24 protein-coding genes are annotated in these 23,470 nt (G+C 38.4%); 14 read left to right on the top strand and 10 right to left on the bottom strand.

Going from position 1 to position 23,470, the window contains the following annotated elements:
* Positions 1 to 2 precede the first annotated feature (2 nt).
* Together pyrH and EGI26_RS01100 are read right to left on the bottom strand one after the other, a co-directional pair.
* Positions 3 to 713, bottom strand: coding sequence for a UMP kinase (pyrH, locus tag EGI26_RS01105; RefSeq protein ID WP_255075769.1), 711 nt, complete (start codon positions 711 to 713; stop codon positions 3 to 5).
* A 58-nt stretch (positions 714 to 771) separates the two neighbouring features.
* A complete protein-coding gene (locus EGI26_RS01100; RefSeq protein WP_255075768.1) occupies positions 772 to 1,665 on the bottom strand; it encodes a DMT family transporter in 894 nt (297 codons plus the stop codon).
* Between the two features lie 83 nt (positions 1,666 to 1,748).
* Here EGI26_RS01100 and EGI26_RS01095 point away from each other — a divergent pair, with 83 nt between their 5' ends.
* Positions 1,749 to 2,855 carry a redoxin family protein gene (locus EGI26_RS01095; RefSeq protein ID WP_255075767.1) on the top strand — a complete coding sequence of 369 codons (1,107 nt, stop codon included), beginning with the start codon at positions 1,749 to 1,751 and terminating at the stop codon, positions 2,853 to 2,855.
* 11 nt (positions 2,856 to 2,866) lie between these two features.
* Here EGI26_RS01095 and EGI26_RS01090 read toward each other — a convergent pair whose 3' ends face one another.
* From EGI26_RS01090 to EGI26_RS01080, 3 genes are all read right to left on the bottom strand, one after another.
* A complete protein-coding gene (locus tag EGI26_RS01090) occupies positions 2,867 to 3,073 on the bottom strand; it encodes a hypothetical protein (protein WP_255075766.1) in 207 nt (68 codons plus the stop codon).
* A 295-nt stretch (positions 3,074 to 3,368) separates the two neighbouring features.
* Positions 3,369 to 4,205, bottom strand: coding sequence for an alpha/beta hydrolase (locus EGI26_RS01085; RefSeq protein ID WP_255075765.1), 837 nt, complete (start codon positions 4,203 to 4,205; stop codon positions 3,369 to 3,371).
* Entirely contained in the window at positions 4,187 to 4,756 is a 570-nt protein-coding gene (locus tag EGI26_RS01080) for a thioredoxin family protein (RefSeq protein WP_255075764.1), read from the bottom strand. The genes EGI26_RS01085 and EGI26_RS01080 overlap by 19 nt, the downstream gene beginning before the upstream one ends.
* 71 nt (positions 4,757 to 4,827) lie before the next feature.
* Here EGI26_RS01080 and EGI26_RS01075 point away from each other — a divergent pair, with 71 nt between their 5' ends.
* From EGI26_RS01075 to EGI26_RS01060, 4 genes are all read left to right on the top strand, one after another.
* Positions 4,828 to 5,331, top strand: a complete 504-nt coding sequence (locus tag EGI26_RS01075) for a mechanosensitive ion channel domain-containing protein (protein ID WP_255075763.1) — start codon at positions 4,828 to 4,830, stop codon at positions 5,329 to 5,331.
* Between the two features lie 58 nt (positions 5,332 to 5,389).
* Entirely contained in the window at positions 5,390 to 6,742 is a 1,353-nt protein-coding gene (locus tag EGI26_RS01070) for a methyltransferase RsmF C-terminal domain-like protein (RefSeq protein ID WP_255075762.1), read from the top strand.
* A gap of 236 nt (positions 6,743 to 6,978) precedes the next feature.
* Entirely contained in the window at positions 6,979 to 7,974 is a 996-nt protein-coding gene (locus tag EGI26_RS01065; RefSeq protein ID WP_255075761.1) for a glycosyl transferase, read from the top strand.
* 4 nt (positions 7,975 to 7,978) lie between these two features.
* Entirely contained in the window at positions 7,979 to 9,217 is a 1,239-nt protein-coding gene (locus tag EGI26_RS01060; RefSeq protein WP_255075760.1) for a glycosyltransferase family 4 protein, read from the top strand.
* Here EGI26_RS01060 and EGI26_RS01055 read toward each other — a convergent pair.
* Positions 9,207 to 10,277: a glycoside hydrolase family 99-like domain-containing protein gene (locus EGI26_RS01055; RefSeq protein WP_255075759.1), complete on the bottom strand. Its 1,071-nt coding sequence runs from the start codon at positions 10,275 to 10,277 to the stop codon at positions 9,207 to 9,209. The two genes, EGI26_RS01060 and EGI26_RS01055, sit on opposite strands and share 11 nt — an antisense overlap.
* A gap of 724 nt (positions 10,278 to 11,001) precedes the next feature.
* Here EGI26_RS01055 and EGI26_RS01050 point away from each other — a divergent pair.
* The 8 genes from EGI26_RS01050 (at position 11,002) to EGI26_RS01015 (ending at position 19,912) form a co-directional block, all read left to right on the top strand.
* Positions 11,002 to 12,132, top strand: coding sequence for a thiolase family protein (locus EGI26_RS01050; RefSeq protein ID WP_310587924.1), 1,131 nt, complete (start codon positions 11,002 to 11,004; stop codon positions 12,130 to 12,132).
* A 1-nt stretch (position 12,133) separates the two neighbouring features.
* Positions 12,134 to 13,441 (top strand): AMP-binding protein, encoded by a 1,308-nt coding sequence (locus EGI26_RS01045; protein WP_255075758.1) that lies wholly within the window; start codon positions 12,134 to 12,136, stop codon positions 13,439 to 13,441.
* 44 nt (positions 13,442 to 13,485) lie between these two features.
* The gene (locus EGI26_RS01040) at positions 13,486 to 15,396 is read left to right on the top strand and encodes a TonB-dependent siderophore receptor (RefSeq protein WP_255075757.1); all 1,911 of its coding nucleotides are present in this window, start codon (positions 13,486 to 13,488) and stop codon (positions 15,394 to 15,396) included.
* 53 nt (positions 15,397 to 15,449) lie between these two features.
* Entirely contained in the window at positions 15,450 to 15,860 is a 411-nt protein-coding gene (locus EGI26_RS01035; RefSeq protein ID WP_255075756.1) for a 6-carboxytetrahydropterin synthase, read from the top strand.
* A gap of 9 nt (positions 15,861 to 15,869) precedes the next feature.
* Entirely contained in the window at positions 15,870 to 16,964 is a 1,095-nt protein-coding gene (gene lpxB / locus EGI26_RS01030; RefSeq protein WP_255075755.1) for a lipid-A-disaccharide synthase, read from the top strand.
* 7 nt (positions 16,965 to 16,971) lie between these two features.
* Positions 16,972 to 17,451, top strand: a complete 480-nt coding sequence (locus EGI26_RS01025; protein ID WP_255075754.1) for a hypothetical protein — start codon at positions 16,972 to 16,974, stop codon at positions 17,449 to 17,451.
* 84 nt (positions 17,452 to 17,535) lie between these two features.
* Positions 17,536 to 18,981: a Fe-S cluster assembly protein SufB gene (gene sufB / locus EGI26_RS01020; RefSeq protein ID WP_255075752.1), complete on the top strand. Its 1,446-nt coding sequence runs from the start codon at positions 17,536 to 17,538 to the stop codon at positions 18,979 to 18,981.
* 64 nt (positions 18,982 to 19,045) lie between these two features.
* A complete protein-coding gene (locus EGI26_RS01015; protein ID WP_255075751.1) occupies positions 19,046 to 19,912 on the top strand; it encodes a DUF5694 domain-containing protein in 867 nt (288 codons plus the stop codon).
* 70 nt (positions 19,913 to 19,982) lie between these two features.
* Here EGI26_RS01015 and EGI26_RS01010 read toward each other — a convergent pair whose 3' ends face one another.
* Positions 19,983 to 20,738: an SDR family NAD(P)-dependent oxidoreductase gene (locus EGI26_RS01010; RefSeq protein ID WP_255075750.1), complete on the bottom strand. Its 756-nt coding sequence runs from the start codon at positions 20,736 to 20,738 to the stop codon at positions 19,983 to 19,985.
* A gap of 32 nt (positions 20,739 to 20,770) precedes the next feature.
* On the opposite strand from EGI26_RS01010, the gene mtgA reads away from it, so the two are divergent.
* The gene (mtgA, locus tag EGI26_RS01005) at positions 20,771 to 21,541 is read left to right on the top strand and encodes a monofunctional biosynthetic peptidoglycan transglycosylase (protein ID WP_255075748.1); all 771 of its coding nucleotides are present in this window, start codon (positions 20,771 to 20,773) and stop codon (positions 21,539 to 21,541) included.
* Here the strand turns inward: mtgA and EGI26_RS01000 are convergent.
* From EGI26_RS01000 to EGI26_RS00990, 3 genes are all read right to left on the bottom strand, one after another.
* Complete coding sequence (locus EGI26_RS01000) at positions 21,538 to 21,885, bottom strand: MmcQ/YjbR family DNA-binding protein (RefSeq protein WP_255075747.1); 348 nt, start codon at positions 21,883 to 21,885, stop codon at positions 21,538 to 21,540. The genes mtgA and EGI26_RS01000 overlap by 4 nt on opposite strands.
* Positions 21,886 to 21,933: 48 nt before the next feature.
* Positions 21,934 to 22,440 carry a DUF4494 domain-containing protein gene (locus EGI26_RS00995; RefSeq protein ID WP_255075746.1) on the bottom strand — a complete coding sequence of 169 codons (507 nt, stop codon included), beginning with the start codon at positions 22,438 to 22,440 and terminating at the stop codon, positions 21,934 to 21,936.
* A gap of 62 nt (positions 22,441 to 22,502) precedes the next feature.
* Complete coding sequence (locus EGI26_RS00990; RefSeq protein ID WP_255075745.1) at positions 22,503 to 23,408, bottom strand: ROK family protein; 906 nt, start codon at positions 23,406 to 23,408, stop codon at positions 22,503 to 22,505.
* Between the last annotated feature and the right edge of the window lie 62 nt (positions 23,409 to 23,470).

Genomic DNA, 23,470 nt, shown 5'->3' with positions numbered 1-23,470 from the left:
TCTTATTTCACCAATGTACCTATTTTTTCGCCCTCTACCAGTTTCAGGAGGTTGTTTTCTTCGTTCATATCAAAAACGATGATCGGCAGTTTGTTTTCTTTGCAAAGTGTAAAGGCCGTCATGTCCATTACTTTTAGTCCTTTTCCAATCACTTCGTCAAACGATATTTCATCGTATTTTGTTGCGTCAGGGTTTTTTCTAGGGTCGTCAGAATATACCCCATCTACACTTGTTCCTTTTAGCAATACGTCGGCTCCAATCTCCACAGCCCTTAGGGCACCGCCAGAATCTGTAGAGAAATAAGGATTGCCTGTACCTGCTCCAAATATCACCACCCTGCCTTTTTCAAGGTGACGAATAGCTCTTCTTCTGATAAACGGCTCAGCTATTTGCTCCATTTTGATGGCGGATAGCAAACGGGTTTTTACGCCTTCGCTTTCCAAAGCACTTTGTATGGCCATACCATTGATAACTGTGGCCAGCATGCCCATGTAGTCGCCTTGTGAGCGGTCGATGCCCGATTTTTGAGCAGCACCTCTGTATATATTTCCGCCACCTATCACAATTGCCACCTCACAGCCAGTTTCTACAACTGTTTTTACGGCTTTGGCGTACTGTTCTAGAATATCGGGATTTATAACTTGGCTTTTGTCGCCACCGTTGAGGGCTTCACCACTTAATTTAAGGAGAATTCGTTTGTATTTAAGAGCCATGAATATTGATTTTGTGCAAAGATAATTTCTAAATGATGAAAATTAAAATTGGAGCAGGCTATTTCTTTTTGTTTAAAAGATAAATGCCTACCAATATGATACCCATACCCACATAGAGCCAGATACTTATGGATTCGCCATCAAATAAGCCAGCCAGTGTGGCCACTATCGGAATGAGATAAGTGACAGACGAAGCAAATACTGGGCTAGAAATTTGTAAAACATAATTGTACAAAACAGCAGCTAGGCCTGAGTTGATGGCACCCAAAAGGACAAAATAGAGCAAAAGTAAATTATTTTCAGGTAAAAATATTTTCTGGAAAAAGTCGGTGTTGAGTAAGATGACAAAAGCGATTAAACCCACAAATAACAAAGAGAATGAACTGATAATGATAGGTTTAACGGTATTGAGGTGCGTGCCGACAAGGTTGGCATTGGTGCCATACATGATGGTGGCCGCAATGATGAGCAAGGCGTAAGGGTTGTTGAAATCTAAGGAGTGACTTCCACCACTCAATATCAATATTAAGCTCCCAATAAAGCCAATGATGATACCTGTAACTTGGAATTTTTCTATTTTCTTAGAAAAAAACAAAGCACCCATTACCAATACGAATAGGGGTGTGGTGGCATTGAGTGTGCCTGCGAGAGAACTATTGAGTTTACTTCCAGCTAATCCAAAAATGACCGCTGGAATCAAGTAACCGAGCAGTCCAGAAATCAAAAGCGGAACAGTTTTGTCTTTTGGGAAATTTTTAAAGTTCATAACGGCCCAAGGAGAAAGCGAAAGGCCTGCTATAAAAATCCTGCCCGCACCAAGCTCTACAGCTGAAAAATTGACCACTACTTTTTTGACAAGGATAAAGGATAAACCCCAAACAAATGCTAGAAAGAGAAGGAGAATCCAGGAAATGAGAGTTTTGTCTTCGTTGGCGAGGGCTTTCTTTATCAATGCGTTTTTTTTGTCAAAATTACCTTTTTTTAGATAACTATCTAAATTAATTGTAATTTTAGGAACAATTCAACCTTAATAAAATGAAAAAAATATTCTATCTATTATTGTTTTTCGGTGTGTTTTTGACCGCCAAAGCGGAGGATTTTAAAACATTGGAAATAGGGGCAAAGGCTCCCGACTTTTCTTTGAAGGCCACAGATGGCAAAATGTATAATTTGGCCAGTTTTAGGTCTTATGAATTATTGGTGATCATTTTTAGCTGCAACCATTGCCCCACTGCACAAGCTTATGAGGACAGAATGATAGATTTTCAACAAAAATACGCCACCAAAAATGTGCGACTGGTGGTGATTAGCCCCAACGACGACAAGGCCGTCCGTTTTGACGAGCTCGGTTATTCTGATCTTAGTGACAGTTACCCTGAAATGGTGCTGAGAGCCAAACAAAAGAAATACAATTTTCCGTATTTATACGATGGTGCCACCCAAGCCACGTCTCAGGCTTATGGCCCTACCACCACGCCTCATGCTTTTGTGTTTGACAAGAACAGAACCTTGCAGTATGTAGGAAGAATTGATGACGAAGAGCATATTGGCAAAGCCAAGGTTTTTGATTTGGAAAATGCAGTGGAAGATTTGTTGAATAAAAAACCTGTAAATACGCCCGTCACCAAAACTTTTGGCTGCTCTGTAAAATGGAAATCGAAGTCGGACTGGAAGCTCAAAGAAGTGGAAGGCTGGAAATCTGAGCCGGTGAGTTTGGATAAAATCGATCTTGAAGGAATGAAGAGTTTGATAGGAAAAACAGAAGGGAAATTCAGGCTAATCAACTTTTGGGCCACTTGGTGCGGGCCATGTGTGGCGGAGTTTTCGGCTTTGGTAGAAACTGACAAGATGTACAGAAACCGTGACTTTGATTTTGTGACCATTTCGATGGACGACTTTAAAGTGCAGGAAAAGGCACTGACTTTTTTAAAGAAAAAATACGCTTCCAACAAAAACTATATATTCGGCAGCGAAAAGAAATACGACCTCATAGAAGCAGTAGATCCCAAATGGCAAGGTGCGTTGCCCTATACCGTTTTGGTTTCTCCCGAAGGCAAAGTTGTTTTTCGTCAAAGTGGCATCATCAATATTACGGAACTCAGAACCGCCATCGTGGAGAAAATTGGGAGGTATTATCCTTGAGGATTGGTTAGTTAATTGGTGTATTGGTTATTGGTGTGCTGGTTATTGGTGTACTGGTTATTGGTGTACTGGTTATTGGTGTACTGGTTATTGGTGTACTGGTTATTGGTGTACTGGTTATTGGTGTGCTGGTTATTGGTGTACTGGTTATTGGTGTAGCGAAAGTTTATACAAGCCGTACTCTGAATGGTTATATATTCTTGATGTCCCTTCGGCAAGCTTAGGGAGATACCTCCTTGCTGTCAGGCTGAGCCTGTCGAAGCCCGCTCCAATTGGCCATACTGCATGTCCCTTCGACAAGCTCAGGGAGACACCTAGCTGTCAGGCTGAGCCTGTCGAAGCCCCGCTCCAATTGGCCATACTGCATGTCCCTTCGTCAAGCTCAGGGAGATACCTGGCTGTCACGCTGAGCCGGTCGAAGCCACGCCCCGATTGACATACTGGATGTACCTTCGACAAGCTCATGGAGACAAAAGTTGTCAAAATGTTTAGAAAAGAGCGGTTTTCTAAAACCTAGATTTTCTTTATCCAATCTAGAGCATATTGCAGTACCTGTTCTTTCTCAAATTCATTGTGAATTTCGTGATATAATTTTGGCCAACTTTTGAAAGCAATGTCATTTTTCACGCAGAAAGTTTTACTTGCCTCGAAGTTGGTCAGAATGTCTTCTTCTCCATGCATGACCAGCAGTGGAACAGGGCTTGTTTTAATGCCTTCCAATAACCACTCTCCCCACTCAATAATACCGATGCCCACAACACCTGAAACCAAATTATGAACCAGAGGGTCTTCCATGTAGGCATCAATAATGGCTTTATCATGCGATAGGTTATTCAACTCCAGGCCATTGGGCTGGGTAAAAGCTGGCATAAATTTTCTTCCAAATTGGCCCAATAGAAGTTTTAATTTCGGTATCGGGAAACCAGGCTTTATGGCGGGTGCCGAGGCAATTACTCCGGCAAGGTCAGGTTTGTTTTTGTATAGATAATTCAAAACCAGACATCCGCCCATGCTGTGTCCATATAGAAATGTAGGGACCAGTGGGGCAAAACTTTTTGTGGTTTTTATGAGATAATCAATTTGCCATAAATAGTCTTCCATTTTGGGAGTATGTCCTTTTTTACCTTCGGTTTGGCCATGGCCAAAAGTATCCACAGCCAATACATTGATATTCCTTGAGGTAAAAAATTGGGCGAAGTCCTCATATCTACCGCTGTGCTCACCCAGTCCATGCACCAATGCGATATTGGCTATGGGTTCACCCTCGGCAAGCCATTGATTGAAAAACATTTTGCGGCCATCAAAGGCTTCTTGGAAGAAGGTTAGGTGTTTCATAATTGTTCTTTCCATTTTATGTTACAGCCCATACTCGGAAACTGTATCTCCGATACCATTTGATTGGCCAAAATGGCATTCAAAGCTCCTCTTAGGTCTTTGCCAGTGAGCGGTTGAGGATGCTCGACTCTTGGCCTCGACTCATCCAGCCTTCCTCTATATTTGAGTTTGAGGTCTTCTGAGAAAATGTAAAAATCTGGCGTACAAGCGGCATCATAAGCTTTGGCTACGGACTGACTCTCGTCAAAAAGATAGGGAATGTCTAATTTCCATTCTGCCATAAATTCCTTCATTTTTTCTTGCCCATCTTGCGGGTATTTTTCGATATCATTCGAGCTGATGGCTATAAATGTTACTCCTTTAGAGCGATATTCCGTGATGATACGTACGATTTCCGGCATTACGTGTATCACATAGGGGCAATGGTTACAAATAAACATCATGACGGTTGCCTTCTCTCCTTTGATTTCGCCTAACGATAGAATTTTTTTAGAAACTGTATCAGGTAAAGTAAAATCGGGTGCCACTGTACCCAGATTAATCATATTGGATGGTGTAAGGGCCATATATTGAATGTTTGAATGTTCAAATATATCTTTTTGCAAGGTATTTTCGGTACTTTTGTGAAAAAGTTTAGATGGAAATAATGTTGGAGTCGAAATATTTTGAAATTGTGGCGAGCGTGGTGGTATTCATACTGCTGATGATTGTTCGGGCAATATTTAGGACTATCATTCGTAAACACGCCCACAAATACGACTTGGATATTGGTCAACGAAAATATGCCAACAAGTTCTTTAATTTTGTTTTAGCCATTTTGCTTTTTGTATGCTTGGGTATTATTTGGGATGTTTCTGTTAAGGGGCTTTCCATTTATTTCGCCTCGGTTTTTACAATCGTGGGTGTGGCTTTGTTTGCCAACTGGTCTATTCTGAGCAATATTACATCGGCCATTATCATGTTTTTTAATTCGCCTTTTAAAATTGGCACCAAGATACAAATCATGGACAAAGACGACTCAGTGACGGGTACTGTGCTTGATATAACGCTTTTTTCTATCCAGATTCAAACCGCTGAGGGAGATATCGTTTCATATCCAAACAATATAGCCATTCAAAAACCGATAAAACAGTTAAAATAGTAATCATTCAAAATAAAAAAGCTTTTCGTTCTCGAACAACAAAAAGCAAACACCATTCATGAATTTTCCCGAAGCGTTTAAAACAAACCTCTCTCAGATTTTAGGAGCAGAACTTCCGGCTTTCTTAAAGGCATTGGAAAGCCCAGCTCCAGTAAGTGTGCGACTAAATCCCAAAAAGAAATCTGAATTGTCTGCCCTTAAAATTGAAGGGAATGTAAGCTGGGCAAAGGATGGCCATTACTTGCAGGAAAGACCCTTTTTTACAGAAGACCCCGCATTTCATGCCGGTGCTTATGGTGTGCAAGAGGCTTCTTCGATGTTTTTAGGTCACGTTTTTGAGAAAGTTGTAGATCGCAAAAGACCCATCAAAGTGTTAGATTTATGTGCCTCAAAGGGCGTTCAGACTACGATTTTGGCTTCTTTGTTGGGTGAAAATGACCTTTTGGTGGCCAATGAAATCGTAAAAAGTCAATTGTCTATTTTGAAAGAGAATTTATTGAAATGGGGTTTTAGTAATGTCATAGTCAGTAATCAAGACCCTGAAACTTTCGCAGATTTGGAAGGATTTTTTGATGTGGTGTTGGTAGATGCTCCGAGTTCAGGGGAAGGACTTTTCAGAACAAAAAATGCTGCATTTAGCGAATGGTCGGAAGCAAATGTGCAAATGCATGCTACTCGTCAAAAGCGATTACTAAGTGCAGCAGCCATGTTGGTGGCTCCCAAAGGAGTGTTGATTTATACCACTAACACCTACAATTCTACTGAAAATCAGGAAAATGTGAAGTGGCTCAACAGGACATTGGATTTCGAAACGATGGATTTGGAAATGCCGACGGAGTGGGCTATTGTAAAAAATGAAAATTGTTTCCAGTTTTTTCCTCACAGAACAAAAGGTGAAGGTTTCTTTATAGCCGCTATGAAAAACCTCAGCCGGGACGCCAAGTTTGTAAAAGGCAAACCAGACTTGAACAGATTGAGAAGGGAGCAAAGAGCCATTCTGAAAGATTGGTTCAGACCTGAGGTATTTGAGGAATTGGAGTTTTTATACAAAAACGATGGAAATATTGTGGCCATCAGAACTGCCTTATTGGCTGATTATGGTTCAGTTTTGAGGGCCTTGGCCAAAAGGTCGTCAGGTATTGAAATCGGTATTTTTAAAGGAAAGGATTTTGTGCCCTCACATGCATTTGCACTTTCGGATTTGATAGCACACAGTATAGAGCGATTGGAAGTACCAGCTGTTGAGGCAATGAAGTTTTTGCGGAAAGAAAACTTTGAGTTTTCAACCGGCAAAGACGGTTGGTTGCTGATTACCTATGGCGGAAATGCTATAGGTTGGGTCAAAAAAATCGGAGATAGAATTAATAACTATTTGCCTGCAGAGTGGAAGATTCGGGAGGATTTGGTTTGATTGGTTAATTTGTTGATTGGTTACTGGTTATCGGTTTATTGGTTACTAGTAAATTTGTTACTGGATTGTTTGTTGATGCTTAATTGGTTATTGAGGGAGGTGTTTATGCCTAAATAACTTTGATTTAATTACAAGTCAACTAGTAACTAATAATTAGTTCCACCAATTACCAATTCCGCCAATTAACAATTTCAAAATAAAACTCTTATTTTTGCATTTTCAAAAAACAAAACCCAATGTCGCAGAAGTTTGCATTTACCATTTGTTCCATCAATTATTTGGCCCAAGCAAGGGTTTTGGCCGATTCACTAAAGAAAACCAATCCCGACTACGAGTTTGTGATAGGTCTTTGTGATAAAATTGATGGCAGTGGTGTGGATACCAACAAACTGGAGGGTTTTAATCTGCTCGAAGTTCACGAAATTGGCATAGATGGTTTTGATGAAATGTGTGATAGATATGATATCACAGAACTCAATACAGCCATAAAACCTTTCTTTATCGACTACTTTTTTAAAACTAAAAAAGACATCGACTCAGTAATTTATTTTGATCCTGACATTGAGATTTTTGATAAACTTACAGGTTTGGAAGAAGGTTTAGCTCAAAACAATGTTATTTTAACGCCACATTTTTACACGCCAATTTTTGATAAAAAGACCCGTACCGAGCAACAGATGTTTGTGAATGGCATCTATAATTTGGGTTTTTTGGCGGTGAGCCGTTCAGCAGAAACCGATAAGTTTATGCATTGGTGGATGACCAAACTCAAGACTGAGTGCTACATGGATATTCAAAATGGTATGTTTGTGGATCAACTGTACTGCAACATGGTGCCCTTGTATTTTGAAGGTGTAAAAATCGATAAATATCCCGGCTATAATATTTCGTATTGGAATCTCCACGAGCGTAATTTTACCTTTGAAAACGGCAAGTATTTTGTAAACGGCAAACCTTTGGTTTTTTACCATTTCAGCGGCATCAACATCAAAGACCCTCAGAATATTTCACGTTGGCAGGATAGATTTGACCTCAACAATAGGCCAGATTTGGTAGAAATATTTAAAAGTTATAGAGTTCAATTGGCTCAAAATGAAAACGATTATTTCAAATCAATTCGTTGCTTTTACCTGAAACCAGTGCCGGAACAACCTAAAAAGAGTATTCTGAAACGTATTCTTACTTCCATTACTTTCAGGGTTTATCATTTCTGCGAAAAATTACCTATTTAAAAATATGGATATTCTATTAGTAACAGTAGTTTTTCCTTATCCCGTCAACGATGGGGGCAGGAGTGGTACTTTCAAGCTGATTGAATATCTTAGAAAAGAGCACAATATTACGCTTATTTGCCCGTCATGTACAGCTGCAAACCACCAAAAACTGCAAGAACTTTGGCCAAATGTTAAAATTCAGACCTTTAATAGTCCAAAAAGTATCACTGAAGGTTTTAATCTAAAGGGATTCATTAAGAAAACCATCGTTGGCCAGAAAAAGCCTTCTAAGAGTGAGATTTTCAAAAGTAATATGGTGCTAAATACCACAGATTTGGTTAAATATTATTTCTCTAATCTGATACAATTGGTTCAAAATGAGTTGAATAAAAATTCTTATGATTTAATTCAAGTAGATTTTATAGAACTAGCTCCTTTGGTGCATTTTTTACCAAAAAACATCAAGAAGGTTTTTGTTCACCATGAGCTACGATACAAAAGAATGGCCCTTGAATACGCTACTTTGGGCTATAAAGATGTGGGAGAAGAGTGGAAAATAGCAAATACCAAGCTGCTGGAAGTTGGGCTAATGGATGCTTACGACAAAGTGATTTGTCTTACAGAAATAGATAAAAAAACGCTGGAATTAGATGGTGTAACTCCTGAAAAATTAGAGGTTTCACCATTGCCAGTTGATGTTGCAGAACATCCCATCAACCAGCCTTTTGAGTTTAATAAGAGACTCGTTTTTTTGGGGCCAGAAGTCCATTTCCCAAACCTCGATGGTGTAGATTGGTTTCTTGCCAATTGTTGGGAAAAACTCCTCAGCAACGACCCGCAACTGAAGCTTAGCATACTTGGCAAGTGGTCAGAAGAAGCCAAAAAGATGTTTGCATACTCAAGAAATGTTACTTTCGAGGGTTTTGTAGAAGATCTCTCAACTGTTATGAAAGGTTCTATTATGATTGTGCCGCTAAGAATTGGAAGCGGAATGCGTATGAAAATACTAGAAGGTGCTGCTTGGCATGTGCCAATGGTGAGCACATCTATTGGTGCAGAGGGATTACCGATGAATCACATGGAAAACTGCATCTTAGCAGACACCGCTCAGGATTTTGTTGATGGAATTTTGGCCTTGTCTGCCGACGCATCACTTCAAAATAAGTTTGTAAAGAATGCCAAGATTATCATAAAATTAGGCTACTCAGTAGAAGAATGTGGACAAGTAAGGAACGAAATTTATAAAAGGCTTATTTCATAAAAACTTCTTTTACGGCTTCCAAAAACTTTGTGCCGTGTCGTTGGCATGGTTCCAAATGATTTCCTTCGGCCCATTCGTTCCAAGCATTTATAAAAACAATCTGTTCTTCTTCAGGAAAATCTTTTACATCGTTTTTTGCATCTACAAGTGATTCTTTGAAGTCTCCAACATTCTGATTTCTAAGTACTACTGCATTTTGTTTTTTTCTGGCGGTATTATCAAATCCCACCAATACACAAGGAAATCCTTTGTAATTAATCTTGAACTTTTTAGCTCTTTGCTTATACTGATTGTAGTCATAAACTTTTAGGCTTGCACTGAAAATGCCCTGCAAAAGATTTCTAATCAGTTTTTTAGGTGTTGGGCCAGTAGTCCAAAATTCTGACAAAAGGCTTTGTCTGGCCTCAAAATGCAGAGCCATGTCAAATCCAAGTTCATAAGGATTTATATCACCATTATGCGAGTTGGAAGCCACAAAATAGGGCTTTTCAATACCATTGGCCTTGCAAACCTCTTCAAAAATTGCAAAAGTTCGTTTCGGGTCAGGCAAATCGAAAGGCTTGTATATTAAAAATAGAGGTCTATTGTTTATTTTAATATATCGTTCGTCTTTGAAAGAATTTACCAACCATTCGGCATGGGCTCGGTCGTCTTCAAAGCTATATTTCTGGTCCATCAATACCTTTGACTCGTCACCTTCCCATCGTCTCGACCATGTTTCGTTTGCCCAAAAATAGCAGAAAGGAAAATCCGGTTTTTTACTTTCGAGCATCGCATCGATCGGTTCAGTCATCAGCCTTTTGCCATCAAACCAGTAGTGGTAAAAACAAAAGCCGTCAATTCCGAATGCTTTTGCCATTTCGGCCTGAGCTATTCGGGATTCCTCTAATCTGAGGTCGTAAAAACCCAAATCTGCTGGCAAATGTGGCTGTTCATGGCCCGGAAAGAGCTTTTGGGCAGAAGTTACGTTCGTCCATTCGGTGAATCCTTTTCCCCACCATTCGTCGTTTTCGGTAAACGGATGGAATTGTGGCAGGTGAATAGCTAATACTTTGGGCATTTTTGTTTTTTAGGGTTATCGACAAATTAGAAATTCAAATGGTCAGCAAAAAACTGAAATTCTCTCCTAAATTGTTTTCAAAATTCGTTGGTTAACAATACCAACCTTCTTTATCAGGTCGCAAAGATACGCTATTTGACTAAATTCCTGAAAAGACTTCCTAAAATCCAGAATTAATCTAATTTTTTGGAATGATTTTTTTGTCATGAAATGATTGTTGGATGAAGCGGGATCCTCCTTGGATCGGTAATTTTAAGATGAAATTTAGAGATAAAAACGAATAAATCAACGACGGCAGAGCGGTAGAATTATATCAGAAAAAATTAGTGAGTGAGCATAGGAAAACGACCGCAGAGCGGTCGCAGTATATTAGAAAAAATTAATGAGTGAGCACAGATCACCGACCGCAGAGAGGTCGCAGTATATTAGAAAAAATTAATGAGTGAGCACAGGTCATCGACCGCAGAGCGGTCGCAGTATATTAGAAAAAATTAATGAGTGAGCACAGGTCATCGACCGCAGAGCAGTCGCATTATATTAGGATACCGACCGCAGAGCGGTCGCAGTATATTAGATATTATTTAATGAATACACGTGGAATATCGACCGCATAGCGGTCGTACAATATTCAGCATCTTTGGCAAACATATATTCATGAATCTGTACGGATGTGGTTTTAAAATTTTTGAATTTGAAATATCATCGAAACCCCAAAAAATCCTAAATTGCACAAAAAAAGCAAATCGAAGACGCAGTTTACATATACGATGCCATAAGAGTGCCCATTGGTAAAGCCAACGGCATTTACAAAAATATCCTTCCTGAAAATTTAGCCGCATTTTTAATTCAGAAATTGTTGATTAGAAATAATCTCAGTAATAATGAAATCGAAGAAGTTATTCTGTCCAATGCTTTTGGAACGGGTGGAAATATGGCTCGATATGCCTCTCTTTCATCAGGTTTGGACGAAAGTATCTCGGCTTTTACAATAGATTCTCAATGCTCTGGAGGCTTAAAATCGGTGGAAATAGGTGCTTCCTTGATAAAATCTGCTGCTCGAAAATTACTCATTGCTGGTGGAATGGAAAGCAAGTCATTGGCTCCAAAGAAAGCTTATCAATCTCATGATGAGCGTTTTGAATCAAACCAAGAATTCTTCACAACAGCCAAATTTAGCCCAAATCAAGTTGGAGATTTTCCGCTTTTGGAGGCAGCTAAGAATGTGGCATTAAAATATGAAATAACGAAAGAACAAATGCTTGTTTGGGCGAACTTGTCTCACCACAAAGCTTTTTTCGCTAAAGAAAATGGAATTCTTGAGCCATTTATTGAAAAAATATCTAAAAGCCACAAGGATCAATCTATTAGACATGAAATTGATTTATTTAAGTTGGCAACCAATCATTTGATAGACAGGACGGTATCGGCCCATTACAACGATGCCGCAGCCTGTGTTTTGATGGGAAATGCCCAAGAAAAACTTAAACCTTTAGCTCGAATTATAGCAACAACTTCCGTTGGCATTCATCCGGATTTTGCCCCAGAAGGAGTAATTTTTGCCACAAAAAAGCTTTTTGACTCTTCAAAAATCAAAATAGATGATGTAGATCTTTTCGAAATAAATGAATCATTTGCTCTAATACCCCTTATTTTTGCAAAAGTTTTTGGAGTAGAAAAGTCCAAAATCAATGTTTTGGGGGGGAGTCTGGCTTACGGTCATCCTTTTGGAGCATCGGGAGCCGTAAACTTGATTCATCTGATTGCAAGTTTGAAGTTTAAAAAACTAAAGTACGGCTTGGCTGTGATTCCTGCGGCAGGTGGACAAGCTACCGCGGTTTTGATAGAAAATATCTAAAATGTTTTTCGAAAAAATACAAAATGTTGATCCTGAAAAAGTAGCCATATTGGCTGATGGTAAGTCTATTACCTTCGGAGATATTTTGACCATTTCAAAAAAAAGAGCTGGCTTTTTTGAAAATAAGAAAGAGAGTTTTCTTCTTTGTCATTCTTCTGAGCTAGAGAATCTTTATAATTTCTTTGCCATTATAGCTGTTGGTGGAAAAGCTATTTTTGGGGGTAAAAATCTTTCAGATGAGCAGAAAAACAGTATTTCAGTTATTCATAACTGCACAATAATAGATTTTATTCCTGATTCTGAAAGAGTCATTCAATCCTTTTATTCGCCGTCAAAAAGTGAATATTTTTTAGGCGTTTTGAGTTCGGGCAGTACGGGCCAAACTAAGTTGATATGGAAGGACCATCAATCCTGGTTTACGGCTTTTTCTCACCAATCTACGGTCTTCGGCGTTTCAGAGGAAGATAGAGTTTTCGTGTTAGATGCATTGGCTTATTCGGCCAATCTCAACACCGTCTTGCATACGCTATGGCTTGGTGCAACAGTAGTTTTGGGTAAACTCATCGAAGCTTCTAATTGGTCAAACATATTTAAAGTCCAAGGAGTTACATCGGCTTTTTTGGTGCCTTCGCACATTCGATTACTTTTCTCTAGCGACTCTTCGGCGAGAATAAGGTTAAAGTCATTGGTGTCTGCAGGTGAAAAATTAGATGCTAAACTGGCTAAGTCAGTTTTAGATTCAATTCCCAATATTTTGCTTACTGAATATTATGGTGCTGCAGAGTTGGGACATGTTTCTTATGCTCAAAATGAGGATATTGTAGCACATCCAACTACTGTAGGGAAAGCTTTTCCGGGAGTTGAAATTGAAATCAAAGAAGACAAGATATTTGTAGAAAGTCTATATATTTCTCCTGAATACAGAAACATCAGGACCGTTTTCGATTTTGGTTTTCTTGATGCCGCAGGCCGTCTATGTATTCTTGGCCGTCAAGGCCGTATGTTCAATAGGAGAGGGCTCAATATTTTTGCCGAAGAAATAGAGAATGCAGCTCTTCTGCACCCTTTTGTGAAAGAGGCGGTTTTGGTGGCAAATAAGCATAAATCACATATACTTGAGCTCATTGTTGTTGTAAAACAAGAAATTTCTAAATCTGAATTACAAGATTTTCTGCTTAAAAAAATCACAAAAGACAAACTGCCCAACAAGATTGTTTTTTCACTTTCCATTCCTCGTAATGATGCCGGGAAGGTGGATTTCAGGGTAATAGCGAAAAAACCTGTGGACGAAGAAAATTTGGTGAGATAGTTCAACGCTTTCTCAAAATATTTTTTTACCAAATTTCCAATTGAATGAAATTTCATTTAACCATAATTCTTTTTTTCGTTTTCAAAGTTTCGTTTTCACAAGATTCCTCTGCCATTGATTTGTCAGAATTGAGTGTTACAGCCAATATCATTAATACCGAGATTAAAAATACGGGTCGAAATATCACAATAATCGACCGTAAAACAATAGAAAATTCTCCAGTAAAAACCTTGGATGGTGTTTTGCAATATGCTCTAAATGTAGATGTTAGGTCACGTTCGGCTTTTGGAGTGCAGGCAGACATTAGTATTAGAGGTGGGCATTATGACCAAACTCTGATTTTGGTGGATGGCGTAAAAGTTAATGACCCTCAAACTGGGCATCACAGTTTAAATATTCCCGTTCCTTTTTCGATGATTGACAGAATCGAGATATTACAAGGCGGTACCTCTCGTGTTTTTGGGCCAAGTGCCTTTTCAGGAGTCATCAATATTATTACGAAGAAAATAAGTAAAAACTCGGTTTCGGCTAATTTGGGAATAGGTTCTTTTGGTTCAAAGAACGCCGGTCTAAGCACAGGTCTTATTTTCAAGCAAAATACGGCTTCGGTTTCGTTGGAGCATATAGATAGTGACGGTTACCTCACAAATACGGCATTCAAGAAACAAACTATTGCGGCAGCGTTGGGTCGGATTTATGGCAAGGGTTCATTGGATCTGAATCTTGGAGCAATGACTAACCAATTTGGAGCATCTAATTTTTATCACCCAAAGTTCTATAAACAGTACGAGGAAGTGGACAGCCGATTGGTTAATCTGGCTTGGAAACATAGGTTTAACAGAAAACTGAGTGGGATTTTGATAGTAAATCAAAGAACACACCATGATTTGTATGACTTTGATGATTATTTGGGCAGTAAAAAGTTTAGCTCAGTAAATTTTCATAAAACTTCAGTTTTAGATGCCGAATGGAAATTTAAATTAGATAACAAGTTGGGTCAAACCGCTTTTGGTGCAGAATATCGGCAAGAAAAAGTACTTTCCAATCGTTTGGGAGATAATCTTTCAGAGCCTGAAATCGTTGATGCTGAATTGTATCCCAATGTTTTCTATAACAAATCAAAGACTAGAGACAATTTAAGTTTTTTTGGAGAACACCAAAAAAAGTGGGATAGGTTTAGTCTATCAGCGGGTACATTGGCTAACTATAACTCTCAATTTGGTTTAGCTTTTTATCCTGGAATAGATATAAGTTATTTTTCTAATTCAAACACCACGTTTTATGCCTCAGCCAATCGCTCATTGAGATATCCCACATTTACAGAGTTATATCTCAATACCTCTACTGTAAAAGCCGACCCAAACCTGAAACCAGAGAAAGCGATGAGCTTTGAGCTGGGTTATAAATATCAATCAAAAGTATATTCGAGTGTGGTTTCGGTGTTTTATAGAAAAACTACTGATGCCATTGACAAGGTAAAAAGACCAACCTTGGCTGTGCCGACTATGGAAAATATTGATGACATAAATATGCTTGGTATCGAACTGAATCAGAATCTTTTATTGGAAAGCTATGTGAAGTTTCTGAAAAAACTAACTTTTAACTATGCTTTTCTTAAAGCTGACAGAAATGAACAAGTGTTTCAGTCTTTTTATACGCTTAACTATCTAAAGCACAAGTTTTCAGCGGGACTATTTTTGCAGCCCATTAAAAGTCTAAGTTTGGCCATTTGGTACACGCACAAAAACCGCTCGGGCAATTATCAGTGGGATGCGGCATCGCCTATGCTGGCTTATCCGAAGGTTAATTTGTTGGATGTTAGGCTGTCACAACAAATAGGCAAAATCGCTCTTTTTGTTGACGCCAACAATGTTTTTGACAAGACATATTTTGAGCATGGCTTTGTGCAATTGCCCGGAAGATGGATGACAGCTGGAATAAAAGCTGATTTTTAATATTATTTTAAGATTTTGATGGTAATTTTGCACTGTGAACAATACTTATAAGGATGATTCAGGTCACTAGAAGAGAGACTTTTAATGCAGCACATAGACTTTATAATCCGAAATGGAGTAAAGAAAAGAACTTTGAGATATTTGGACCATGCTCTCGTGTACATGGTCACAATTGGGAACTTTTTGTGTCTGTAGAGGGAGAAGTGGAGGAAGATACAGGTTTTGTAATTGACTTAAAGATACTCCGTGATGTAATGCGTGAGCATATTATTGATAAAGTAGATCATACTTATCTTAACGAGGACGTAGAATTTTTGGCAGGACAACTACCCAGTACCGAGAATTTTGCGATAGCCATTTGGAAGATTTTGCAGCCTATATTAAAAAACAATCATGGGGTGGACTTGTGTAAAATCAAACTGACCGAAACCGACAACCATTTCGTGGAATATTATGGTAAATAAGTATTTCTCATGAAATATTTTATTGTAGCTGGCGAAAAGTCTGGAGATATGCATGCGGGCAATCTATGTCTGGAATTGTTAAAATCACAGCCAGATGCTGAAATGATAGGTTGGGGCGGAGAAAAGATGGAAGGTGCTGGCGTAAAAATCCTAAAAAATTATAGAGAGCTTGCTTTTATGGGTTTTTGGGAGGTTATCAAAAACCTCCCAGCCATATTAGGCTTTTTCAAATTAGCCAAAAAGCAAATTAAGGACTTCAATCCCGATATGGTTATTTTGGTAGATTATGCAGGTTTTAATCTGAAGTTAGCCAAATGGGCTAAAAAAGAAGGTTTTAACGTGGTATATTACATTGCTCCCAAAGCTTGGGCTTGGAGGGCTTCAAGGGCAGAAACCATAAAAAAGTACGTTGATTTACTGCTGGTCATTTTCCCATTCGAAAAAGCATTCTTTGAGAAATGCGGCATAAATACACGGTTTGTAGGCAATCCACTTTTTGATGAAATTGCTAAATTTGAAGCAAATAAGAATTTTAAGGAAGATAATGGACTCACCGACAAGCCGATTGTGGCTTTGTTGCCAGGAAGCAGAAAGCAGGAAATAGAGAATATGTTGGGTCTAATGTCAAGTCTTACCAAAGAATACGCTGATATACAGTGGGTTGTAGCAGGGATTTCGAATTTTGAGACTGGCTTTTATACAGTTCATGGAGGTGATTTTAAAGTTGTTCTTGACCAAACTTATGACTTACTTTCTGTTGCCGATGCGGCTGTAGTTACTTCTGGAACAGCTACTTTAGAAACGGCTCTTTTTAAAGTACCTCAAGTGGTGGTTTATAAAACGAGTAATTTTAGTTACCAAATAGCTAAAAGGTTGGTGCAAATCAAATACATATCGCTGGTAAATTTGGTGGCAGAGAAAGAAGTTGTGAGAGAGCTCATCCAAGAAGAATATTCTTTAGAAAACACCAAAAATGAACTTGAAAAACTGCTTTTTGATAATAAATTTAGAGATAATCAGTTAATTGAATACAATGGCATAATCGAAACTTTGGGAACAAGCAAGGCTTCCGCAAATGCCGCTTTAGAAATACTTAAATTGTGAAATAAGAATGAAGAAATTATTGGTTTTGTTTTTTGGTCTGATTTTGATGGTTGCTTGTAAGAAAGATGAGGTGGCGGTAGAAAAAACTACTTTGGAGTATTTGACAGGGACCACCTCAAAGAAATGGAAAGTAACTGAGGGAATGGTAAAATTGGGAGAAACTTCAATAAATTTGGTGGCCAACCAGCCCCCGTGTGTTACTGACAATATTTTGGTTTTGAATACCAACAAAACATACGAGTTGAATGAAGGAGCCTCAAAATGTGACCCCTCAAAAGACCCAGATTTAATTATAAAAGCCAATTGGTCGCTAGTTGAAGATCCCAAAGCCATTACCATAGATAAGTTTATTTTCTTAGGATATGTGCTTGAAAATTCAAAATTCTTGATTTCTAGTATCAATGACAATCAATTTATTGGTCAAACAGAAGTTACTCTAAATGGCAAAACATATCAAGCCAACATTACATTTTCATTAGTTAATTAAAATCATTAATTAATATTTGTTCTAAATAACCGAACACAATTGCTTAATTTTGTGTTAGAATTACAAACTGAACGATCTTTTTAGATGAGCAAAGACATGGATTTGTTGGAGGAGTTAACCACCTCTGATTATAAATATGGTTTTTATACCGACATTGAAGCTGACGAAGCCCCTCCAGGCTTGAGTGAAGATATTGTTAGGTTTATATCTGCCAAAAAGAACGAACCAGAATGGATGCTTGAATGGAGATTGCAAGCATACAGGGAATGGTTAAAAATGACAGAACCAACTTGGCCAAATGTACATTATGTAAAGCCTGATTTTCAGGCTATTAAATACTATTCTGCCCCAAAACAAAAAGTTACGATAGACAGCTTAGACGACATAGATCCAGAGCTTCGCAGGACTTTTGAACGTTTGGGAATATCTTTGAAAGAGCAAGAGCGTTTGAGTGGTGTGGCAGTTGATGCAGTGATTGATTCGGTTTCTGTAGCCACGACATTCCGTTCAAAACTATTAGAAATGGGCATAATTTTTTGTTCAATTTCAGAAGCAGTTCATAATTATCCAGACCTTATCAAAAAGTACATAGGTTCGGTAGTTCCAGTAAAAGATAATTTTTATGCAGCTCTAAATTCAGCTGTTTTTTCTGACGGGTCGTTTTGTTATATACCAAAGGGCGTACGTTGTCCTATGGAGCTTTCTACTTATTTCAGGATAAATGCGGCAGGAACGGGTCAGTTTGAAAGAACACTTATCATCGCTGATGAAGGTGCTTATGTAAGTTATTTGGAAGGGTGTACGGCACCAAGTAGAGACGAAAATCAATTGCATGCGGCAGTTGTAGAGATTTTCACACACGAAAATGCCGAAGTAAAATACTCAACTGTTCAAAACTGGTATCCAGGAGATAAAGAAGGAAAGGGTGGGGTGTATAATTTTGTTACAAAAAGAGGCATTTGTTTTGGCGACAATTCAAAGATATCTTGGACGCAGGTAGAAACGGGCTCAGCTGTGACTTGGAAATATCCTTCGGTAATTCTTAAAGGCGATAATTCAATAGGAGAGTTTTATTCGGTGGCTGTTACAAACAACTATCAACAGGCAGATACAGGTACAAAAATGATTCACTTAGGTAAAAATACCAAAAGTAGAATTGTTTCAAAAGGTATTTCCGCTGGTAGAAGTCAAAACTCTTACAGAGGCTTGGTAGAGATTTCAAAAAGGGCTACAAACGCTAGAAATTATTCGCAGTGCGATTCTATGCTTTTGGGAGATAGGTGTGGGGCCCATACATTCCCGTATATAGAGTGCAACAACTCTACGGCTACAGTGGAACACGAAGCTACCACTTCAAAAATCGGCGAAGATCAACTTTTTTATTGCAACCAACGTGGTATAGATTCTGAAACGGCAGTTGCTTTAATTATCAATGGATATGCCAAAGAAGTCTTGAATCAATTGCCAATGGAATTTGCGGTTGAAGCTCAAAAACTCCTTGCTATTTCGCTGGAAGGTTCTGTGGGATAATAAAAAACTAAGAATTCATTATATAAAAGCTGTCTTTTGGCAGCTTTTTTGTTTTAGATACTTTATGAAATCACTCAGGTGGCTTGTTGTATTTTTTCTTTCCTTGAAAATATCGGTTGGACAGCAGCAGAACCGAATTCAAGTGGCGGTTTTGGGTACTTTCCATTTTGGGGAAAGTTCAGATTATGCAAGTATTTCTAGGAGGGATATTATGTCTCGCAAGGGAATGAAAGAAATAAATGAGTTGGTTTCTGATTTGGCGAAGTTTTATCCTAACAAAATTTTTGTAGAAAACACACCCGATTCCCAAGGACTTTGGGACGGTGTTTATGCCGATTACAGAAAAGGTTTAGAGCCTAAGAATCCCTCTATTTTGGTGAATGAAGTGTTTCAGATTGGAATTAAATTAGCCAAGCAAATCAATGACCCGTTTGGGGTTATTTGCGTAAACTACACGCCTCCCGAGCAAAATGGTGGTCTAAAGCAAGCAAAAACTGGTTTGGATACGATATACACTGTTTATTCAAATATGCTTCAGAGTCGAAAGCCTGAAATTGGGCGTTTTTTTAAAGAAAATCCATTGGCAGATAAAGAGTTTAAAACTTATTTGAAGAAGAACGAAGAATGGAGTAAATTGAGTTTAGAAAAACATCTTTTGGCCATGAACGAAGCTTCTTCTCTTAATTCTCTGCATTATTTGAATGTAACGGCTTGGATGGATCAAAATCCGAACGGAATCGGAGCAGAACTGACAGCAAAGGAGTATTTACGAAATGCCAAAATTCTTCAGAATATCTTACATAAATTAAATCCATACGATAAGCGTGTGCTGATAATAATTGGAGCAGCCCATGTAAAATCTTTAAAAGAGATGATTGAGACACATCCGCTTTTAGAATTCGTGGCAATTGAACAAATTTTTAAAAAATAGTATAGTTCTATTTCCTTTGTTGTTCGATCTCTGTTTTTTAGGAAAGAAGTTTTTGCTAAAAATATTTTTGTTAGTGAATATAGCTTCCAGCATTAAAATCAATTGTGCTGCCAGTAGCATGGTCCATTAAACCCGCAGCTATCAAAACCACAACCGGAGATATATGTTCTGGTAATGTAAGTTCTTTTAAGGCCGCATCTTTCAGAATACTTTCTTCACCATTTGTTCTTATGTAGTCTTCAGCCATTGGTGTTTTGGTGAATCCTGGTGCTAATATAAAAGATTTGATATTGTATTGACCAAATGACCTTGCCACAGTTCTACCGAGCGACACCAAGGCTCCTTTTGAAGCTGCATAGGCCAAGTAATCTTCAGTCTCGCCTCTGAATGCCGCCCTTGATGCTACATATACCATTCTGCCCGCTTTGCTCTCCTTGAAATGTTGTAGACCTAAATGAGTTAATAAGCCTACTGAGTGGAGGTTGGTGTTCATGGTTTTGTGCCAAATGTTCATCCAGTCATTTGAGTTTGCATCGATACTGTGATACTCAAAGATTCCGACATTGTTCACAATCATGTCAACCTTAATAAAAGAGCTCATTACTGCCTCAAAAAAGAGCTTTGTATCGTTTTCATTGCTCAAATCTGCTTTGAAAAGTTTTGAGGCATTGCCTTCCTTTAAGAGCTTTTCTGCCCCTTTTTGGTTCGAATTATAATGTATTGCCACCGTAGCACCCGCCTCTATTAATGCTCTTGCTATTTCAAATCCGATACCGCTTGAAGCACCCGTTACAATTATTTTTTTATCTCTTAAATCTATTTGCATATTTTTGTGAAAATTAAAGGAATATAATACTGATGGCAGGAAAAAACACTTATCGTAAACCAAGCCCAAAAACTACCCCAAAAATAGCAAAAAAGGTTCCTGTTTTTTCTTACATCAAGAAACTCTTGTACAAGGCAGTCTTTTATTTTTTGATAATTACGGTTGGAAGTGTGGCGGTTTTTAAATTCGTACCCATTCCTTTTACCTGGACTATGTTAGATCAGAAAGTAGATTCTTTAATGGATGGTGAGGATTCGGAGATTCATTACGCTTGGCGGTCTTATGATAATGTTTCTCGAGAAATGCACTTGGCAGTTGTGGCTGCTGAAGATCAGCTTTTTCCTGATCATTTTGGTTTTGACTTTAAGCACATGCAGATTGCCTACAAAAATAATTTGAAGGGTAAAAAAGTCCGTGGAGCGAGTACTATTAGCCAGCAAGTAGCCAAAAATGTTTTTTTGTGGCAAGAGAGAAGTTATATTAGAAAGGCTCTGGAGGTTTATTTTACTTTTTTGATAGAAATAATTTGGGGCAAGCAACGTATACTAGAAGTATATGTTAACGTTGCCGAAATGGGAAAGAATACTTTTGGTGCGGAAGCTGCTGCCCAACGATATTTTGATAAATCTGCGAAAAACCTAAGCCGAGAGCAAGCAGCTAAACTTGCGGCGGTGTTGCCAAGTCCTAGGAAATGGTCTGTAACAAAACCTGGGCCTTATGTAAGTAGAAGAGTGCCGAAAATCACGCGACAAATGAGAGCTTTGGGCGGAACGGCTTACATCAAAGATTTGCGGAGTTTTTAAAATTCCCTAAACTGAATTTTGTCTTTAAGATTTTGAGGGGAGACATTATAATAAGCTACTTTTAATAATTCTTCAACAATTTCCGAAGACAATAATTCATACCTAAGATGGGTCCATCCCATTTTACCCCATTTGTTGGGTACTGGGAAAATTGATTCTGGATTTATTTTACAAAACATTTCCTGTTCCTCTGGCGTAAATTTTAGCGTTGCCCTATTTTCCTTTTCGTTGAGCGTGGCGAATATTTTCTTTTTTATTCTAAAAGAGACTTTCTCAAAGTGCGGCTCGATGCATACTTCGGGTAACGAAATGGCTAATGTGCTGAATTCTAATAAACTAGGCATGTTTTCAGAAAAAAAACTCCAAGTATTTTACTTGGAGTTAGATAATTTTTATTCTTCGCTTAAGCCTGCCATAACCTCACTCAAGGGTTTGAGATTGGCCGGAATTGGTTTTTCTTCAGTCTCTTCGGCTACTTCCTCGTAAGGAATTACGTCCAATATTTTGGTAACACTTATGTCAGAAATGATATAATCCTGCACAGAACCTAGTTTTTCAACCATCAAACCATACACTTCTTTGATGTCTTGTGCATTGAGCAAAAACACAAAAGGCACTTTCTTTTCTTTTTGAGATTTTTCGTCAAAAACGATGTATTGAGCTCGTGCTTTCCACCAAAGTTCTTGGTTATTTTCTATAAAAAACACCTCATTAAACTTCATTTTGGTTAATCCTACCAACTGAAACTCTTGCAGTTCTTCGGCACAATATGCGTAAGCTCTAGCTTCGGCATCGGTGTAAGATACCGCATCAAAAAGGTAAACTTGGGTGATGGGTTTTGTACCCCCTTTTTCGTCTTGTTGTATAAATTTTATTTTTGCTTGATACCAAGTAGCCATTTTTCTATTTTTAAATAATTATTTTTTGCACTAAAATCTAACTAATTTCCAGTAACCAATTTCTAATTCCTCACCAATTCAGCAGCCCCAAAAACCCCCGCACTATCGCCAAGCAGTGGTTTTAAGAATACCGTTTCCACTTTTCGGTCATTGAAAATATAGTTTTCTATTTGTTTTACGCCTTCAGTATAGAGCAAGTCGATGTTACTAACGCCACCTCCAAGAACTATTACATCTGGGTCCAGCACATTGATTATCGAACTGATTGCTCTTGCAAATGATGTCATCAAATGGTCTATAGTTGCCGTAGCGTGAGGGTCGGTGTGATCGAGATGCCTTTGATAAATTTCTTTTAGTCTCAATTTTTGACCAGAAAGCCCTTCATAATACCGTTCCAAAGCTGGTCCAGCGAATACTTTTTCATTGCAACCGCTTTTGCCACAATAACAAGCTTCGCCATCCACATCTAACACTATATGACCCCATTCGCCGCCGATTCCATGTTTTCCTCCAATTACTTTGCCATTGACCACTACACCTCCACCAACACCGGTCCCCATTATTACTCCAAAAACCACTTCTGCGTTGAGGTCTTTGGCTGCACCCATAGTAGCCTCTGCCAAAGCAAAACAGTTGGCATCGTTGGCCATTTCTATTCTGATTTTAAGCAATTCCTCTAAGTCCTTTTTCATGGGCTGGCCATTCATACAAACCGTATTGCAGTTTTTCATGGTTTGGAGGCCTGGGTCAAGTGTTCCTGGTGTACTAAATCCAATGGCTTTAGGGTCTATGCCAGTTTCGACTCTTATGAGATCAATCAACAGTCCAATTTGCGAAATTATATGTTTATAGCCTTTATCAGCTTCAGTATCAATTCGTTTTCTAATTAAGATTTCACCCGATTCTGCCTCAATTACGATACATTCGATTTTGGTGCCACCCAAGTCAACGCCCCAAAGGTATTTCATATTTGTTCTGTTGTAAATTTTCAGCTAAATAAAGGTTTTTTGGTGAAATTTCCTCTGATTAT

It is taken from the genome of Lacihabitans sp. CCS-44, from assembly GCF_024343735.1.
Lineage (GTDB): Bacteria > Bacteroidota > Bacteroidia > Cytophagales > Spirosomataceae > Leadbetterella.
The sequence above is the reverse complement of the archived record's forward strand: the minus strand, read 5'-3'. Positions and strand labels throughout refer to the sequence as shown.

Coding starts and splice junctions, on each gene's coding strand:
- EGI26_RS01000 (WP_255075747.1), bottom strand. CDS start 21,885: ATGCCTAGTTTATTAGAATTCAGCACATTAGCCATTTCGTTACCCGAA.
- mtgA (WP_255075748.1), top strand. CDS start 20,771: ATGGCAGGAAAAAACACTTATCGTAAACCAAGCCCAAAAACTACCCCA.
- EGI26_RS01085 (WP_255075765.1), bottom strand. CDS start 4,205: ATGGAAAGAACAATTATGAAACACCTAACCTTCTTCCAAGAAGCCTTT.
- EGI26_RS01075 (WP_255075763.1), top strand. CDS start 4,828: ATGGAAATAATGTTGGAGTCGAAATATTTTGAAATTGTGGCGAGCGTG.
- sufB (WP_255075752.1), top strand. CDS start 17,536: ATGAGCAAAGACATGGATTTGTTGGAGGAGTTAACCACCTCTGATTAT.
- EGI26_RS01040 (WP_255075757.1), top strand. CDS start 13,486: ATGAAATTTCATTTAACCATAATTCTTTTTTTCGTTTTCAAAGTTTCG.
- EGI26_RS01025 (WP_255075754.1), top strand. CDS start 16,972: ATGAAGAAATTATTGGTTTTGTTTTTTGGTCTGATTTTGATGGTTGCT.
- lpxB (WP_255075755.1), top strand. CDS start 15,870: ATGAAATATTTTATTGTAGCTGGCGAAAAGTCTGGAGATATGCATGCG.
- EGI26_RS01015 (WP_255075751.1), top strand. CDS start 19,046: ATGAAATCACTCAGGTGGCTTGTTGTATTTTTTCTTTCCTTGAAAATA.
- EGI26_RS01010 (WP_255075750.1), bottom strand. CDS start 20,738: ATGCAAATAGATTTAAGAGATAAAAAAATAATTGTAACGGGTGCTTCA.
- EGI26_RS01055 (WP_255075759.1), bottom strand. CDS start 10,277: ATGCCCAAAGTATTAGCTATTCACCTGCCACAATTCCATCCGTTTACC.
- EGI26_RS01070 (WP_255075762.1), top strand. CDS start 5,390: ATGAATTTTCCCGAAGCGTTTAAAACAAACCTCTCTCAGATTTTAGGA.
- pyrH (WP_255075769.1), bottom strand. CDS start 713: ATGGCTCTTAAATACAAACGAATTCTCCTTAAATTAAGTGGTGAAGCC.
- EGI26_RS01045 (WP_255075758.1), top strand. CDS start 12,134: ATGTTTTTCGAAAAAATACAAAATGTTGATCCTGAAAAAGTAGCCATA.
- EGI26_RS00990 (WP_255075745.1), bottom strand. CDS start 23,408: ATGAAATACCTTTGGGGCGTTGACTTGGGTGGCACCAAAATCGAATGT.
- EGI26_RS01035 (WP_255075756.1), top strand. CDS start 15,450: ATGATTCAGGTCACTAGAAGAGAGACTTTTAATGCAGCACATAGACTT.
- EGI26_RS01095 (WP_255075767.1), top strand. CDS start 1,749: ATGAAAAAAATATTCTATCTATTATTGTTTTTCGGTGTGTTTTTGACC.
- EGI26_RS01065 (WP_255075761.1), top strand. CDS start 6,979: ATGTCGCAGAAGTTTGCATTTACCATTTGTTCCATCAATTATTTGGCC.
- EGI26_RS00995 (WP_255075746.1), bottom strand. CDS start 22,440: ATGGCTACTTGGTATCAAGCAAAAATAAAATTTATACAACAAGACGAA.
- EGI26_RS01060 (WP_255075760.1), top strand. CDS start 7,979: ATGGATATTCTATTAGTAACAGTAGTTTTTCCTTATCCCGTCAACGAT.
- EGI26_RS01080 (WP_255075764.1), bottom strand. CDS start 4,756: ATGGCCCTTACACCATCCAATATGATTAATCTGGGTACAGTGGCACCC.